Source organism: Streptomyces parvulus (genome assembly GCF_014648855.1).
Classification (GTDB): Bacteria; Actinomycetota; Actinomycetes; order Streptomycetales; family Streptomycetaceae; genus Streptomyces; species Streptomyces parvulus.
In genome coordinates this window covers 365,684-381,086 of record NZ_BMRX01000001.1, presented here as the reverse complement: position 1 = coordinate 381,086, position 15,403 = coordinate 365,684, and the positions used below count along the sequence as shown (strand labels likewise).

Here is a 15,403-nt window from a genome sequence, read left to right as displayed (position 1 = left end):
TGCCTACTGCTTACCGCACAGCGAGACGACCTTCTGCTCTTCCTCCGAGAGGGTCGGGCCGGAACCTGGGGTGGGTGCGGTCGGGGACTGGGACGACTCGGGTGCCTTCTGCGACTCCGACGCGTTCGGCGACGGGTTGGGTGTCGGTGAGGCCTTGGACGTGAAGGAGGCGGGGGTGGTTCCCGTGGTGCCGCCCGCCTCGCCCTCGCCCGTCTTGGCGTTGTTCTGGGCCTCGGCGGTGCGCCGGTCGGCCTGCTTCTTGCAGGCCGAGGCCTGCACGCCCAGCTCCTCGATCTTCGCCCGGGCGTCGGCCAGGTCGCCCTCGGCGATGGTGGCCTCGACGAGCTTCTGCTGGTAGGGCGGGAGGTACTTGAGTTCGATCTCCGGGTGGTCCTTCTGGACCTTGGAGAGCGAGACCCAGGCGAGGTCCTGGCTGATGCCGCGGTACAGGGCGACGTGGTCGTCGTTGGTGCCGACGTAGTACTGGGTCTGGGTCCAGCGCCAGCCGCCGTACGTGCCGCCGCCGATGACGGCGAGGGCGAGCACGGTGTAGAGGGATCTCTTCAACCAGCGGCGGCCCTTGCGGGGCTTGACGAAGTCGTCGGAGCCGTAGTCGTCGAAGCCGCCGGCCGGGACGTACCCGGTGGTGTCGCCGCTGCCGGGCGGGCCGAACTCGCCGCCCCCGCCGTGCTGTCCGCCCTGGCGGCCAAGGCCGGCGGCGCGGCCGGCCGGGGTCTGCATGATGCCGTTGTCGCCCATCTGGGCCTGGTTCTCGGCGACGGCGCCGACGACCACGGGGGTGTCGGAGAGCTGCCCGGCGAGGGTGTCGCCGGTGTCGAGGTCGAGGACGTCGGCGACGATGACGGTGATGTTGTCCGGGCCGCCGCCGCGCAGGGCGAGCTGGATCAGCTCCTGCACGGTCTCCTGGGGGCCCTGGTAGCTGGCGAGGGTGTCCTCCATCGTCTGGTGGGAGACGACGCCGGAGAGCCCGTCGGAGCAGATGAGGTAGCGGTCGCCGGCCCGCACCTCGCGGATGGACAGGTCGGGTTCGACGTGGTCGCCGCTGCCGAGGGCGCGCATCAGCAGGGAGCGCTGCGGGTGGGTGCCCGCCTCCTCCTCGGTGATCCGCCCCTCGTCGACGAGCCGCTGCACCCAGGTGTGGTCCTGCGTGATCTGCGTGAGGACGCCGTCGCGCAGCAGGTAGGCGCGGGAGTCGCCGACGTGCACCATGCCCAGGCGCTGACCGGTCCACAGCAGGGCGGTGAGCGTGGTGCCCATGCCCTCCAGAGCGGGGTCCTCCTCGACCATCTGACGCAGCTGGTCGTTGGCGCGCTGCACGGCGGCGCCGAGGGAGGTGAGCACGTCGGAGCCGGGCACGTCGTCGTCGAGGGGGACGATGGTGGAGATCACCTCGGAGGAGGCGACCTCACCGGCGGCCTGTCCGCCCATGCCGTCGGCGATGGCGAGCAGGCGCGGACCGGCGTAGCCGGAGTCCTCGTTGCCCTCCCGGATCATGCCCTTGTGAGAACCGGCGGCGAAGCGCAGTGACAGACTCATGCGCACCTCGCCCGTCGGCTCCGGGTACAGCCGGTCGTGTCGAGCCACACTGCCCACCCTCCGGTCGGGAGCGCGCCGGGGCCTGGGGTGCCGGCCGCCGCCGCGTGCTCGCTCCGCTCGCGCTCTTTCATTGGTGTAGCACTACTTCCGCAGCTCGATGACGGTCTTGCCGATGCGGATCGGCGAACCCGGACCGATCGGTGTCGGCGTCGTGAGCCGGGACCGGTCCAGATAGGTGCCGTTGGTGGAGCCCAGGTCCTCGACGATCCACTGCCCGTTCTGGTCCGGGTAGATCCTGGCATGGCGGCTGGAGGCGTAGTCGTCGTCCAGCACGATCGTCGAGTCGTGTGCCCGGCCGAGCGTGATGGTCTGGCCCTGCAGGGCAACGGTGGTGCCGGTGAGCGTGCCCTCCGTGACGACCAGCTTGGTGGGCGCGCCCCGGCGGCCGCGGCCGCCGCCGGACTGCTGGCGCTGCTGCGGAGGCGCCTGGTTCTGGCGCGCGGCCTGCTGCGGTCGGGCGGCTTCGCGCCGCGCTCCGCGCTGGGTGACCCGCGTACCGAACAGGTCGCTGCGGATGACCTGCACGGCCACGATCACGAACAGCCACAGTACGGCGAGAAAACCCAGCCGCATGACCGTGAGGGTCAGCTCTGACATTGCCCCCGGATCACCCTTCGGCTTGCCTGTAGATAACGGTGGTGCTGCCCACGACGACGCGGGAGCCGTCGCGGAGCGTAGCGCGGGTTGTGTGCTGCCCGTCCACCACGATGCCGTTGGTGGATCCGAGATCCTGGATCGTCGAGGGCGTTCCGGGCCGGATCTCGCAGTGCCGGCGGGAGACGCCGGGGTCGTCGATCCGCACGTCGGCCTCGGTGCTGCGGCCGAGGACGAGGCTGCCGCCGGAGATCTGGTGGCGGTTGCCGTTGATCTCGATCCAGTGGCGGGCGCGGCCGCCGGACGCGGGTGCGGCCGGTGGCTGCTGGCCGCCCGCGGGCTGCGGGTAGCCGTATCCGCCGGGGCGGGAGCCGGGCGGGGGTGCGGCCGGCATGGGCGGAGCGCCCGCGGGGCCGGCCGGCGGGTAGCCGTAGCCGCCCGGGGCGCCGGGCCGTCCCGAGGGTGCCGGGGGAGCGGCCGGGCCCGCCGGGGCGGCGCCGCCCTGCTGGCTGCTGGAGGAGGCGAGCGTACGGCTGCGCACCCGGTACAGACCGGTGTCGAGGTCGTCCGCCTTCTCCAGGTGGACCTTGATCGGTCCCATGAAGGTGTAGCGCTGCTGCTTGGCGTAGTCGCGGACCATGCCGGCCAGCTCGTCGCCGAGCTGGCCCGAGTAGGGGCTGAGCCGCTCGAAGTCGGGTGTGCTCAGCTCCACGATGAAGTCGTTGGGCACGACGGTGCGGTCGCGGTTCCAGATGGTCGCGTTGTTGTCGCATTCACGCTGAAGCGCTCCCGCGATCTCCACGGGCTGCACCTCGGACTTGAACACCTTCGCGAAGGTGCCGTTGACCAGACCTTCGAGACGCTGCTCGAACTTCTTCAGGACTCCCATGGGGCACCTCCTCCGTCGCTGCCGTCCTGTCCGCTGCCTTGCGTACTGCTGCCTTGCGTACTGCCGGTGTGCGCACCGCTCGTCCGTGCACTGTCCACCTGGTACTGCTTACTGATCGTATCCACGCGCCGCTCGATCGGCTGGTTCCCCCTGTCGGCCCGGTCGACGGGTGTCGACGCCTCTCGGAGTTCCCGCTGGAGCTCCTCTTCGAACTCCCGGGCCCCTCGGGATGCGTTCCCTCGGGTACTCATGCCCAGGATCGTAGAGGCGGCCGCAGACCAGTGTCCCGCACCTGACTGTGGACCCCTACCGGCTCCTGGGGAGACGGGCCGGACCGGTACGAGGTTGATACGTGAACGGCCACGGACCGGAACGAGTGCCCGGGACCGGGGCGGGCGCCCTGCTCCCCGCCGTAATGGGATGTGAATCCACCCCGGGCAGCGTGCTAATGTTCTCGTGTCGGAAGGGGCCAGGCCGCAAGCCGAAGGCAGGGCAAGGCACCGGAAGGCACACCCAATGCGCGGGTGGCGGAATAGGCAGACGCGCTGGATTCAGGTTCCAGTGCCCGCAAGGGCGTGGGGGTTCAACTCCCCCCTCGCGCACCAGTCGAAAGCCCCCCAGGTCTCGGACCTGGGGGGCTTTCGCATGTCCGGGCGCGGGTGCGGGGAGGCGTCCGCGTCCTCCGGCTGCTGTGAGGAAGGTCTCAGGTCCCGGGGCGCCACAGGGCTGGCACGTTGGGCGGCTCCCAGCCCGGGGCCGCGGTGTGCCCCTGGAGGCAGCGGTAGTCGCGTCCGCCGTACGTCACGCGGTCGCCCGCCGCGTAGGAGCGGCCGGCCGCCCAGCCGCCGCCCGGCGGGTCGGTGGGCGGGTCGGTGGGGCCCGGGCCGCCGTCGACGTCCAGGACGAACTCGAAGCGGGCGTCCCGGCCGCCGCCCGCGTCGCGGACGTCCATCAGCAGCGCCGGGTCGAAGAGCGCGTCCGTCGCGTTGCGGGGTTCACCGGGGAAGTACAGCTGGGTGGTCAGTACGGGCTCGCCGGGTGCCTGCGCCTTGACGTGGAGGTGCCGGGTGCGGCCGGGGTAGAGGCCCGGCACGACCGTGCGCAGGGTGAAGGCGCCGGCGGCGTCGGTGAACTGGTGGCCGCGGAAGGCGTATCCGGCCATGTCGTAGGCGCCGGCGTGGTCCGCCTGCCAGAAGTCGAGCAGTACGGCGGAGAGCGGCACGCAGTTCCGGCCGAGGACCCGGCCGGAGACGGTCAGCGGGGTGCCCGGCGTGCCTGACGTCACCAGGCTGGTGCGCCGGGGGGAGTTCGGCTTGAAGTACGGGCCCTCCATCTGGTCCGGCGTCGGGTCGTCGCCGTCGTCGCAGTAGGGCGTCGGCGGCAGGGTGCGGCCGTCGGCGGGGCGGGCGGCGGCGTGGGCGAGGGCGGCGCCCCCGGTGGCGAGCAGCGGGGCGGCGGCGCCGGCGGCGACCGCGGCGCGCAGGAGCGTCTTGCGGCTCAGGGGCCGGTCGGGGCCGGGGGGCCCGGCGGGCGCGGGGGTGTCGGAGGTCAGGGAGGTGTCGGGGGTCCTGGGGGTGTCCGGGGTCATGGGTTCCTCGGTCTCCTCGGCGGGTGGCCCCGGTGCGGTGGGACGTGAGGTGCGGCATCCGGGGATCAGGGAGCGCTGGAAACCGTAGGCGCGGCGGTGCGGGCGCGGGCACCGTCCGCTTCTCCCTCTGCCCGGCGTTATGCGGCGGACGGCCGGAGCGCGTGTACGGGCGGTCCGGCCGGGGGTACGGTCGTGGCGCCCATCGGCAGGGGTGGGGGACGGACGAGTACGGGGAGGCGGCCGGGATGAGCGGGTCGACGACGGGGGCGGTCACGGAGGCGGCGGCCGCGGCGGTGCCGGGGGCGCGGGTGGACGCGGACGAGCCGGGAGCGGGCGTGCGGGTGCCGCTCGTGCCGGGGTTCGCGCGGTGGCCGTCCGAGGGCTCGCCGAAGCGGGAGGGCAAGGCGCTGCGCACGCGCGTGCCGCGTTCCGCCCACGCCGAACTGGAACTGGACGCCGCCCGCCCCGACGTCCTCGCCGCGGTCGAGGAGTCGAACCGGGGCCGCATCCCGGGGCTGGCCCCGCTGCGCGCCGGGCGGATGGCGGCCACGCCGTTCGCGTTCCTGCGCGGGTCGGCGGGCCTGATGGCGTACGACCTCGCGCGCACGCCGATGACCGGGATCGGCGCGCAGATCTGCGGCGACGCGCATGCCGCGAACTTCGGTCTCTACGGTGACGCCCGCGGCGGCATGGTCATCGACCTCAACGACTTCGACGAGACGGTCCACGGCCCCTGGGAGTGGGACCTCAAGCGGCTCGCCGCCTCGCTCGTCCTCGCGGGGCGGGAGGCGGGCGCCGACGAGGACACCTGCCGCGGGGCGGCCCACGGGGTGGCGGGCGCCTACCGCCGGACCATGCGGCTGCTGGCCAAACTCCCGGCCCTGGACGCCTGGAACGCCATCGCGGACGAGGAACTGGTCTCCCACACCGACGCCCACGACCTGCTCGGCACGCTGGAGCGGGTGGCCGAGAAGGCGCGGGCCAACACCAGCGGGCGCTTCGCGGCCAAGTCGACCGAGGCCACCGAGGAGGGCGGGCGGCGCTTCACGGAGGCGCCGCCGGTGCTGCGCCGGGTGCCGGACGCGGAGGCGGCGACGGTCGCGGCCGCCCTGGAGCCGTACCTGGCCACGCTCTCGGAGGACCGGCTGCCGCTGCTGGCCCGGTACGCGGTGCACGACGTCGCCTTCCGCGTGGTGGGCACCGGCAGCGTCGGCACCCGGTCCTACGTGGCGCTGCTCCTGGACCACCGGGGCGAGCCACTCGTGCTCCAGGTGAAGGAGGCCCGCCCCTCCGCGCTGCTGCCCCACCTCGCGACCGCCGGCTTCGAGGCCCCCGAGCCCGGGCACGAGGGCCGCCGGGTCGTCATGGGGCAGAAGCGGATGCAGGTGGTCAGCGACATCCTGCTCGGCTGGACCACGGTCGACGGACGGCCCTTCCAGGTGCGGCAGTTCCGCAACCGCAAGGGCAGCGTCGACGCCACCGCCCTCGCCGCCGACCAGCTGGACGACTACGGCCGCATGACCGGCGCCCTGCTGGCCCGCGCCCACGCGCACAGCGCCGACCCGCGGACCGTCGCCGGCTACTGCGGCAAGAACGAGGAGCTGGACGAGGCGGTGGCCGCCTTCGCCCTCGCCTACGCCGACCGGACGGAGGCGGACCACGCCGTACTGGCCGCCGCGGTGCGCAGCGGGCGGGTGGCCGCGGAGACGGGGGTGTGAGGGTCCGGCCGAGGCCGCGGGGGCGGGCTCGGCCGTGGCCTAGGCTGGACGGGTGACGACGCCCGAAGCTGAGCCCGAGCAGGGGGGTGCGCCGCGTCCCGAGGAACGGCTGGAACAGGCCGTACGGGCCGCCGAGCAGGCACTCATCGAGTACGAGATCGCCCTGGAGACCTTCCGGGTGGAGGTCGAGAACTTCTCGCGTCTCCACGAGCAGCGGCTCGGCCCGGTGTACGCGCGCCTGGAGGAGCTGGAGGCGCAGATCCTGGAGGCCAGGGCCGCGCGCACCGGCGACGCCGGGGACCGGGAGCGGGCCGACGAGGCGCGGGCCCGGCTGACGCCGATCCCCGGGGTCGAGGAGCTGCTGCACGGCTGGATGGACGGGGACGGGCTGTTCCCGGAGGCCACCGCGATGCTCACGGACCGGGCGGTGCGGCCCCCGCAGCGGGTGCGGCCGGGCGAGGAGGCCCGCAAGCTCTACCGCGAGCTGGCCCGCAAGGCCCACCCCGACCTCGCCCAGGAGGAGGCCGAGCGGGTCCGGCGCGAGGAGTTCATCACCCGCGTCAACGCCGCCTACGCGCGCGGCGACGAGGCACAGCTGCGGGAGCTGGCCGAGGAGTGGGCCGCCGGGCCGGTGCCCGAGCGGCGCCCGAGCCGGGGTGAGGAGCTGTACGCCCGCCTGGAGTGGCTGGACCGGCGCAAGGAGATGCTGACGCTGCTCGCCAAGGAGCTGGAGGACAGCGCCATCGGCGCCATGCTGCGGCTGGCCCCGGACGATCCCGACCGGCTCCTGGAGGAGATCGCCGAGCAGCTCGCGGCGCAGGTGCGCGAGCGCGAGGCGGAGCTGGCGTCGGCGCTCGGCCGGGACTGAGCGCGCCGCCCGCTCGGGTAGCGTCTGGGGCATGAGTTTCGGAGCTGGTGTGCCCACGGTCGGGGTCGGTGACCTCAAGGACGGCGACTTCCTGCTGGACGTCCGCGAGGACGACGAGTGGCGGGCGGGTCATGCCGCCGGGGCGCTGCACATTCCCCTGAGCGAGTTCGTGGCCCGGTACGGCGAGCTGGCCGAGGCCGCGCCGCAGGACGGGCGGATCCACGTGCTCTGCCGGGTCGGCGGGCGTTCGGCCCAGGTCACCATGTACCTGGTCCAGCAGGGCGTCGACGCCGTGAACGTCGACGGCGGCATGCAGGAGTGGGCCGCGGCCGGCCGGCCGGTCGTGGACGAGAAGGGCGAGCCCGGGCACGTTGTCTAGGCTGTCCCCGGACCTCCCCCGGACGCGGTGACCGGATGTGGCCACGGCCACGGTGCGGCCGGTCCGCCGGGGGGTGTGCGGGCGGCCGGTCCTGAGTACCGTTCCCGTTCGAACGTGGCCGGGCGGCCGGATCGTGCCGCGCGGGTGCCCCGCGGTGCGGGGGGCGGATGGACGGATCGGGACCGAACGGGGCGGAATGGAAGCGTACGACACGGGCTCGGACGCCCGGCAGGGGCGGGACGGGCAGGACGGCCCCGCCGGGCCGCACGGCGCGGCGGAACCGCCCGGCGGACCGGACGGGACCGGTGGTGCCGTACCGGCGGGCGCTCCCCGCACCGGTGTCGCCGCGCTCTCCCCGCGCTACCAGGCCGGCGCGGTGCTCGCCCTCGCGGTCGTCGCGGTCGCCGTCTGCGCCCACCTGGGGCTGGTGTTCCTGCACGTGGCGCCGTCCAACACCCTCACCAAGCAGCACGGCGAGGCGGTGGACGAGTGGGTCTTCCCGGAGTTCGAGCAGAACTGGAAGCTCTTCGCGCCCAATCCGCTCCAGCAGAACGTGGCCGTCCAGGTGCGCGCCGACGTGAGCCAGGCGGACGGCGCGATACGCACGACCGGCTGGTACGACCTGTCGGCCGAGGACGGCCGGGCCATCGACGGCAACCCGCTGCCGAGCCACACCCAGCAGAACGAACTCCGGCGGGCCTGGGACTTCTTCGTCTCCAGCCACGACTCCGACAACCGGCCGGTGGGGCTGCGCGGCACCCTCTCCGAGACCTACCTGCGGCAGATCGCCGTGCAGCGGCTGGAGCGCAACGACGCCGCCGGCGAGGGCGGGACCGTCGAACGCGTCCAGTACCGGTCGCGGACGACCAACGTGAAGCCGCCGCCGTGGACCGGTGAGAAGGTCTCCGACCGGCCGGCCTACCGCGAACTGCCCTGGTGGACGGTGCCGCGCGGGGGTGCCGCGTGAACCGCGTCGTGCTCTCCGTCTCCCGGGGCATCGCCCGGGTCACCGGCGCCGCGCTCGGCCCGTACCAGACGGCCGTGATCCGCGTCGGCTTCAGCGCCACCTGGCTGCTCTTCCTGCTGCGTGAACTCCCCCACCGCAGCGAGCTGTACGGCCCCGACAGCCCCTGGACCCACGGCCTCGCCGAGCAGCTGATCGCGGACAACGGCGCCTTCACGGCGCTGATGTGGTCCGACTCGGGCGCCTGGTTCGAGATCGTCTACGCGCTGGCCGTCCTGAGCAGCGTGCTGCTCCTGCTGGGCTGGCGCACCCGCACGATGTCCGTGCTGTTCATGGTCGGGGTGCTCTCGCTCCAGAACCGCAGCGTCTTCATGGGCGACGGCGGCGACAACGTCCTGCACCTGATGAGCATCTACCTGGTCCTCACCCGCTGCGGCCGGGTCTGGTCGCTGGACGCCCGGCGGGCGCGGCGCGGGGCCGAGGCACGCGCGCGTGGCGAGCGGGTCCCGGACCGGGTCGGGCCGGCGCTCTGGTCCGTGTTCGGCTTCGTGCTGCTCACCGTGACGCTCGCGGGCGGGATGGACGGCGACTGGTTCGTCCCGGCGCTGCTGTGGGCGGTGTGGGTGGCGCAGGGCGTCGCCTGGGTCGTCGGGCGTGCGGCGGAGGGCAGTCAGCCGCGGATCCTGCTGGACGTGGTGGCCGACGTCGTCCACAACGGCGCGCTGTTCGTGATCATGGCCGAGGCCTGTCTGATCTACGCGACGGCCGGCTGGTACAAGATCCAGGGTTCGCGCTGGCAGGACGGCACGGCCGTCTACTACCCGCTGCACCTGGACTACTTCTCGCCCTGGCCCGCGCTGTCCGACGCGCTGGCCGGCAACGGCATCATGGTCATGCTCATCACCTACGGCACCGTCGTCGTGCAGGTCGCGTTCCCCTTCACGCTGTTCAACCGGCGGGTCAAGAACGTGCTGCTGGCCGCCATGATGACCGAGCACGCGGTGATCGCGGTGACGCTCGGGCTGCCGTTCTTCTCGCTGGCGATGATCGCCGCCGACGCGGTCTTCCTGCCGACGCCGTTCCTGCGCCGCCTGGGCGAGGGGGCGGTGCGGGCGCGCAAGCGGCTGCTGGGGCGGCTGCCGGCCGGGTTCCCCGGCGGGGGCGGGGGCGGTGCGGAGCGCGCGGCCCCGGTGCCGGGGCCCCGGGACGCGCCCGGCGAGGACGCCGAGGGTGCCGAGGGGGACGGCGGGCGCGGCGGTGACCCCGAGGGGACGCACGTAGGCTTCAAGGCATGACCGAGCCCGACCCGTTGGCCGTCTGGCGCCGCCACGCCGGGCCGTGTGTGCTGCTGGACGGCTTCCACGCGCTCAAGCACGCGCTGCGTTTCGGCGCCCGGGTCCCGGTGGCCGTCACCACCGACCGCGCGGCCGCCCTGGCGCTCGCCGGCGATCTGGCACCCGACGTGCGCGAGGCCCTGGACGGCCTGCTGGCCGAGGTGCCGCGGGAGGCGTACGCCTCGCTCGTCGCGCGGCCGCACCCCACCGGTGTCGCGGCCCTGGCGGTACGGCCCCCGCGGGAGGCCGGTCTCCGGGCGCTGGCCCGCACACCGCGCCGGGCCCCGGTCGTCGTCCTGGACCAGCCGCGCAACCTCGGCAACGCGGGCGCCGTGATCAGGCTGGCCGCCGGATTCGGGGCGACGGGTGTCGTCACCACGGGCCCGCTCGACCCCTGGCATCCCACGGTGGTGCGGGGCGGGGCGGGGCTGCACTTCGCGACCGCCGTGGAGCGGCTGGAGGTGGCGGAGCTGCCGCCGGGACCGGTGTTCGCGCTGGACCCCGAGGGGGAGGACATCCGCGGGCTGAAGCTGCCCGACGACGCGCTGCTCGCGTTCGGCTCCGAGCGCAGCGGCCTCACGCCCGAACTGCGGGCACGGGCCGACCACCTGGTGGCGCTGCCGATGCGCCCCCAGGTCTCCAGCTACAACCTCGCGACCAGTGTGGCCATGACGCTGTACCACTGGAGCGCGACCGGGGGCGCACCGCGGGTGCCGTAGGCACGGGCCGGCCCTAGGCCGGCCGGCGGACCTCCACCACGCGGAAGCGGTTCGCGACGAACGCGCCGTCGCACAGGGCCGCGTTGGCCGCCGGGTTGCCGCCGGAGCCGTGGAAGTCGGAGAAGGCGGCCGTCTGGTTGACGTACACCCCGCCCGTGAGGTTGAGGGACAGCTGGGCCGACTCGTCCAGGCAGACCTCGGTGACGGCCTCCTCGAACTCCGGGTCGGTGGTGTACGCGCCGACCGTCATCGCGCCCTTCTCGCGGACGCTGTGCCGCAGCAGCTCCACGGCGTCGGCCGCGGAATCGACGGCGACGGCGAAGGAGACCGGGCCGAAGCACTCGCTGGTGTAGACGGCCTCGTCGCCGGGCTTGGCGCCGTCCAGCTTGACGATCACCGGGGTGCGCACGACCGCGTCCGGGAAGTCCGGGTTGGTGATCTCGCGGGAGGCCAGCGCGACCTCGCCGAGTCCGGCGGCGGCCTCCAGGCGGGCCTTGACGTCCGGGTTGACGATCGCGCCCAGCAGCGCGTTCGCCCTGGCGTCGTCGCCGAGGAGGCCGTCGACGGCGCGGGCCAGGTCGGCGGTCACCTCGTCGTAGGACTTGGGGCCCTGGTCGGTGCGGATGCCGTCGCGGGGGATCAGCAGGTTCTGCGGGGTGGTGCACATCTGGCCGCTGTACAGGGACAGCGAGAAGGCCAGGTTGGCGAGCATGCCCCGGTAGTCGTCGGTCGACTCGACGAGCACCGTGTTGACGCCTGCCTTCTCGGTGAAGACCTGGGCCTGGCCGGCGTTGGCCTCCAGCCAGTCGCCGAAGGCGGTGGAGCCGGTGTAGTCGATGATCCGGATCTCGGGGCGGGTCGCGAGGGTCTTGGCGATGCCCTCACCGTCGCGCTCGGCGGCCAGCGCGACCAGGTTCGGGTCGAAGCCCGCCTCGGCGAGGACGTCGCGGGCGACCTGGACGGTGAGGGCGAGCGGCAGCACCGCGCGGGGGTGGGGCTTGACCAGGACCGCGTTGCCGGTGGCGAGGGAGGCGAACAGGCCCGGGTAGCCGTTCCACGTCGGGAAGGTGTTGCAGCCGATGACCAGGCCGATCCCGCGGGGCACGGGGGTGAACGCCTTGGTGAGCGCGAGGGGGTCGCGCTTGCCCTGGGGCTTGGTCCACTCCGCCGTGTCGGGGGTGCGGGCCTGCTCCACGTAGGCGTAGGCCACGGCCTCCATGCCGCGGTCCTGGGCGTGCGGGCCGCCCGCCTGGAAGGCCATCATGAAGGCCTGCCCGGAGGTGTGCATGACGGCCTGGGCGAACTCCATGGTCCGGTCGCCGATCCGCCGGAGGATCTCCAGGCAGACCATCGCGCGCAGCTCCGCGCCCGCGTCCCGCCACGCCTTCTGCCCGGCCTTCATGGCGGGCAGCAGCACGTCGAGGTCCGCGTGCGGGTACTGGACGCCCAGCTCGACGCCGTACGGGGAGACCTCGCCGCCGACCCAGTCGTCGGTGCCGGGCTGGCCGAGGTCGAGGCGGGTGCCGAGCAGGGCGTCGAAGGCGGCCTTGCCCGCGGCCATGTCCAGGCTGCCGTTCTCCCCGTAGGCCTTGGGGTGCTCGGGGTGGGGGGACCAGTACGCGCGGGTGCGGATCGTCTCCAGCGCCAGGTCCAGGGTCGGCCGGTGCTGGGCGATCAGCTGCTGTGCGGTGACTTCGGCGGCCATGCGGGACCAACTCCTCGTCTCCCACGAACTCGCCGTCGACGCCGGGTCGACTCTCCGTCGAGTCTGTGGACTGGGGGGAAACCTGGGCGGGAACGGGCGGACACGGCTAGAGTAACCGAACGATCGGTCGGGACAAGGGGGACCGCCGCATCTGTGGAAAACCCCGTGCGGGAGGATCGCGCACATGACAGCACTCGACCTCAGCAGCCCCGTGGCCGTCGTCGGCACCGGCACCATGGGCCAGGGCATCGCCCAGGTGGCGCTGGTCGCGGGCCACCCCGTGCGGCTGTACGACGCCGTGCAGGGCCGGGCCGCGGAGGCGGCCGACGCGATCGGCGCCCGGCTCGACCGGCTCGTCGAGAAGGGCCGGCTCACCGGCGCCGAGCGGGACGCCGCCCGGGCCCGTCTGACGCCCGCCGGGCAGCTCGCCGACCTGGCCGGCTGCGGGCTGGTGGTGGAGGCCGTGGTGGAGCGGCTGGACGTCAAGCAGGAGCTGTTCCGGGCGCTGGAGGACGTCGTCGGCGACGACTGCCTGCTGGCCACCAACACCTCGTCGCTGTCCGTCACCGCCATCGCGGGCGGGCTCGCAAGCCCCGGCCGCTTCGTCGGCCTGCACTTCTTCAACCCGGCGCCGCTGCTGCCGCTGGTGGAGGTCGTCTCCGGCTTCGCCACCGACGTCTCGTCGGCCACGCGCGCGTACAAGACGGCCCGCGCCTGGGGCAAGACGCCGGTCGCCTGCGCCGACACCCCGGGCTTCATCGTCAACCGCATCGCCCGGCCCTTCTACGCCGAGGCCCTGGCCGTGTACGAGGACCAGGGCGCCGACCCGGCCACCATCGACGCCGTGCTGCGCGAGTCCGGCGGCTTCCGGATGGGCGCCTTCGAGCTGACCGACCTCATCGGGCAGGACGTCAACGAGTCCGTCACGCACTCCGTGTGGCAGGCGTTCTTCCAGGACGTACGGTTCACGCCGTCGCTGGCCCAGCGCCGCCTGGTCGAGTCGGGCCGGCTGGGCCGCAAGAGCGGGCAGGGCTGGTACGACTACCGCGAGGGCGCCGAGCGGCCCGAACCGCACACCGCCGAACCGGCCGAGCGCCCCGCGTACGTCGTCGCCGAGGGCGGCCTCGGGCCCGCCGCCGAGGTGCTCGCCCTGATCCGCGAGGCGGGGATCGAGGTGCGCGAGTACGGCGAGGACAACGGGTACGACGAGGACAACGGCACGCGGCTGGTCCTGCCCAGTGGCGGGCAGCTCGTGCTCGCCGACGGCCAGACCTCCGTGGAGTACCGGGACGTCGTCTACTTCGACCTCGCGTTCGACTACCGTGCCGCCACGCGCGTGGCCCTGGCGGCCGCCCGGAGCACCTCCCCGCGCACGGTCGCCGAGGCCACGGGCCTGTTCCAGGCGCTCGGCAAGAAGGTCAGCGTCATCGGGGACGTCCCCGGCATGATCGTCGCCCGCACGGTCGCGCGCCTCGTCGACCTGGCGGTGGAGGCGGTCGCCCAGGGCGTCGCCACCGAGGAGGACGTCGACACCGCGATGCGGCTCGGCGTCAACTACCCGCTGGGGCCCCTGGAGTGGAGCCGCCACCTCGGCGGGGGCTGGGCCTGCTCGGTCCTCGACAACCTGCACGAGTGCGCGCCCTCGGGCCGGTACGCGCACTCCCTCGCGCTGCACCGCCACGCGTACGCCGCCGACCAGCAGGAGGGCACCCCCTCATGACCACCGCCAGGCGTGACACGTACACCCCCGAGACGCTGCTCTCGGTCGCCGTGCAGGTCTTCATCGAGCGCGGTTACGACGGCACCTCGATGGAGCACCTCTCCAAGGCGGCCGGGATCTCCAAGTCGTCGATCTACCACCACGTCACGGGCAAGGAGGAGCTGCTGCGCCGGGCGGTGAGCCGGGCGCTGGACGAGCTGTTCGGGATCCTCGACGAGGAGGACGCGCGCGTGGGGTCCGCCGCCGGGCGGCTGGAGTACGTCGTGCGCCGCATGGTCGAGGTGCTGCTGGCGGAACTGCCGTACGTGACGCTGTTGCTGCGGGTGCGCGGCAACACCGGCACCGAGCGGTGGGCGCTGGAGCGGCGGCGGGAGTTCGACCACCGGGTCGCCGCCCTGCTGAAGGCCGCGGCGGCCGAGGGGGACGTCCGCACGGACGTGGAGGTGCGGCTCGCGACCCGGCTGGTCTTCGGCATGATCAACTCGATCGTGGAGTGGTACCGGCCCGAGGCCGCCGGTGGCCGCGGCGGCGCGGGCGAGCGCGAGGTGGCCGACGCGGTGGCGCGGCTGGTCTTCGGCGGGCTGCGCAAGGCGTCCTAGGACCTGTCCGGCGATTCCCGTCGCCGTGCGGTGCCCGCACGGTCAGCTCTGCGGTTCCAGGTCCTCGGTCTCGAAGACCAGCAGGGTGCGGGTGCTGAGCACCTCGGGAATGGCCTGGAGGCGGCTGAGCACCAGCTCGCGCAGGGCCCGGTTGTCCGGCGTGTGCACCAGCAGCAGGACGTCGAAGTCGCCGCCCACCAGGGCGATGTGCGAGGCCCCGGGGAGTTGCCGCAATTGGGCGCGGACCGTGCGCCAGGAGTTCTGGACGATCTTGAGGGTGATGTACGCCGAGGTCCCGTGTCCGGCGCGTTCGTGGTCGACGCGGGCTCCGAAGCCGCGGATGACGCCGTCCTCGACGAGCCGGTTGATGCGCGCGTAGGCGTTCGCGCGCGAGACGTGCACCCGCTCGGCGACCGACCGTATCGAGGCGCGGCCGTCCGCCTGGAGCATGCGCAGGATGTCCTGATCGATGGCGTCCAGCGGGCGTGCGGGCGGCTGGGGACCTGGCTCCTCGGGGCCGCCGTCCTCCGGGCGCTCGGCCATTTGTTCAGATGCCACCTGCCCGCGCCTCCCTGCCATGGACGTCCTGCGTCCATCACAGGCTGTGGAGAACCGTTTGTCCACAGCCTGGGGCCGCCTGTAGCCAAAATGTGCCGGCGACCGAACAATCGGTAGGTGAGGCCCGTCACACCCGTGGCGAGCCGAGAGC

At 73.6% G+C, this 15,403-nt stretch carries 14 protein-coding genes and 1 tRNA gene; 9 read left to right on the top strand and 6 right to left on the bottom strand.

Going from position 1 to position 15,403, the window contains the following annotated elements:
* Positions 1 to 3: 3 nt before the first annotated feature.
* From IE108_RS01810 to IE108_RS01800, 3 genes are all read right to left on the bottom strand, one after another.
* Positions 4 to 1,557: a Stp1/IreP family PP2C-type Ser/Thr phosphatase gene (locus tag IE108_RS01810; protein ID WP_064731858.1), complete on the bottom strand. Its 1,554-nt coding sequence runs from the start codon at positions 1,555 to 1,557 to the stop codon at positions 4 to 6.
* Positions 1,558 to 1,698: 141 nt separating this feature from the next.
* Entirely contained in the window at positions 1,699 to 2,214 is a 516-nt protein-coding gene (gene fhaB, locus IE108_RS01805) for an antibiotic biosynthesis regulator FhaB (protein ID WP_064728845.1), read from the bottom strand.
* 10 nt (positions 2,215 to 2,224) lie between these two features.
* Positions 2,225 to 3,100: an FHA domain-containing protein gene (locus IE108_RS01800; RefSeq protein WP_064728846.1), complete on the bottom strand. Its 876-nt coding sequence runs from the start codon at positions 3,098 to 3,100 to the stop codon at positions 2,225 to 2,227.
* Positions 3,101 to 3,618: 518 nt separating this feature from the next.
* Here IE108_RS01800 and IE108_RS01795 point away from each other — a divergent pair.
* A tRNA-Leu gene (locus IE108_RS01795) sits at positions 3,619 to 3,705 on the top strand.
* Between the two features lie 98 nt (positions 3,706 to 3,803).
* On the opposite strand, the gene IE108_RS01790 is transcribed toward IE108_RS01795, so the two are convergent.
* The gene (locus IE108_RS01790) at positions 3,804 to 4,688 is read right to left on the bottom strand and encodes a carbohydrate-binding protein (RefSeq protein ID WP_064728847.1); all 885 of its coding nucleotides are present in this window, start codon (positions 4,686 to 4,688) and stop codon (positions 3,804 to 3,806) included.
* Between the two features lie 245 nt (positions 4,689 to 4,933).
* Between IE108_RS01790 and IE108_RS01785 the strand changes: the two genes are divergently transcribed.
* The 6 genes from IE108_RS01785 (at position 4,934) to IE108_RS01760 (ending at position 10,670) form a co-directional block, all read left to right on the top strand.
* Positions 4,934 to 6,406 (top strand): DUF2252 domain-containing protein, encoded by a 1,473-nt coding sequence (locus IE108_RS01785; RefSeq protein ID WP_064728848.1) that lies wholly within the window; start codon positions 4,934 to 4,936, stop codon positions 6,404 to 6,406.
* Positions 6,407 to 6,458: 52 nt separating this feature from the next.
* Positions 6,459 to 7,274 carry a hypothetical protein gene (locus tag IE108_RS01780; RefSeq protein WP_064728849.1) on the top strand — a complete coding sequence of 272 codons (816 nt, stop codon included), beginning with the start codon at positions 6,459 to 6,461 and terminating at the stop codon, positions 7,272 to 7,274.
* Between the two features lie 49 nt (positions 7,275 to 7,323).
* Positions 7,324 to 7,653 carry a rhodanese-like domain-containing protein gene (locus IE108_RS01775; protein WP_064728850.1) on the top strand — a complete coding sequence of 110 codons (330 nt, stop codon included), beginning with the start codon at positions 7,324 to 7,326 and terminating at the stop codon, positions 7,651 to 7,653.
* Between the two features lie 196 nt (positions 7,654 to 7,849).
* A complete protein-coding gene (locus IE108_RS01770; protein WP_064728851.1) occupies positions 7,850 to 8,620 on the top strand; it encodes a DUF5819 family protein in 771 nt (256 codons plus the stop codon).
* Positions 8,617 to 9,912: an HTTM domain-containing protein gene (locus IE108_RS01765; RefSeq protein ID WP_064731859.1), complete on the top strand. Its 1,296-nt coding sequence runs from the start codon at positions 8,617 to 8,619 to the stop codon at positions 9,910 to 9,912. The genes IE108_RS01770 and IE108_RS01765 overlap by 4 nt, the downstream gene beginning before the upstream one ends.
* A complete protein-coding gene (locus IE108_RS01760) occupies positions 9,909 to 10,670 on the top strand; it encodes a TrmH family RNA methyltransferase (RefSeq protein ID WP_064728852.1) in 762 nt (253 codons plus the stop codon). Before IE108_RS01765 ends, IE108_RS01760 begins: the two co-directional genes overlap by 4 nt.
* A 13-nt stretch (positions 10,671 to 10,683) precedes the next feature.
* Here IE108_RS01760 and paaN read toward each other — a convergent pair whose 3' ends face one another.
* Positions 10,684 to 12,375: a phenylacetic acid degradation protein PaaN gene (gene paaN / locus IE108_RS01755; RefSeq protein ID WP_064728853.1), complete on the bottom strand. Its 1,692-nt coding sequence runs from the start codon at positions 12,373 to 12,375 to the stop codon at positions 10,684 to 10,686.
* A gap of 184 nt (positions 12,376 to 12,559) precedes the next feature.
* On the opposite strand from paaN, the gene IE108_RS01750 reads away from it, so the two are divergent.
* Together IE108_RS01750 and IE108_RS01745 are read left to right on the top strand one after the other, a co-directional pair.
* Complete coding sequence (locus tag IE108_RS01750; protein ID WP_064728854.1) at positions 12,560 to 14,095, top strand: 3-hydroxyacyl-CoA dehydrogenase; 1,536 nt, start codon at positions 12,560 to 12,562, stop codon at positions 14,093 to 14,095.
* Positions 14,092 to 14,694, top strand: coding sequence for a TetR/AcrR family transcriptional regulator (locus tag IE108_RS01745; RefSeq protein ID WP_064728855.1), 603 nt, complete (start codon positions 14,092 to 14,094; stop codon positions 14,692 to 14,694). Before IE108_RS01750 ends, IE108_RS01745 begins: the two co-directional genes overlap by 4 nt.
* 42 nt (positions 14,695 to 14,736) lie before the next feature.
* On the opposite strand, the gene IE108_RS01740 is transcribed toward IE108_RS01745, so the two are convergent.
* Positions 14,737 to 15,237, bottom strand: a complete 501-nt coding sequence (locus IE108_RS01740) for an Lrp/AsnC family transcriptional regulator (protein ID WP_064728856.1) — start codon at positions 15,235 to 15,237, stop codon at positions 14,737 to 14,739.
* Between the last annotated feature and the right edge of the window lie 166 nt (positions 15,238 to 15,403).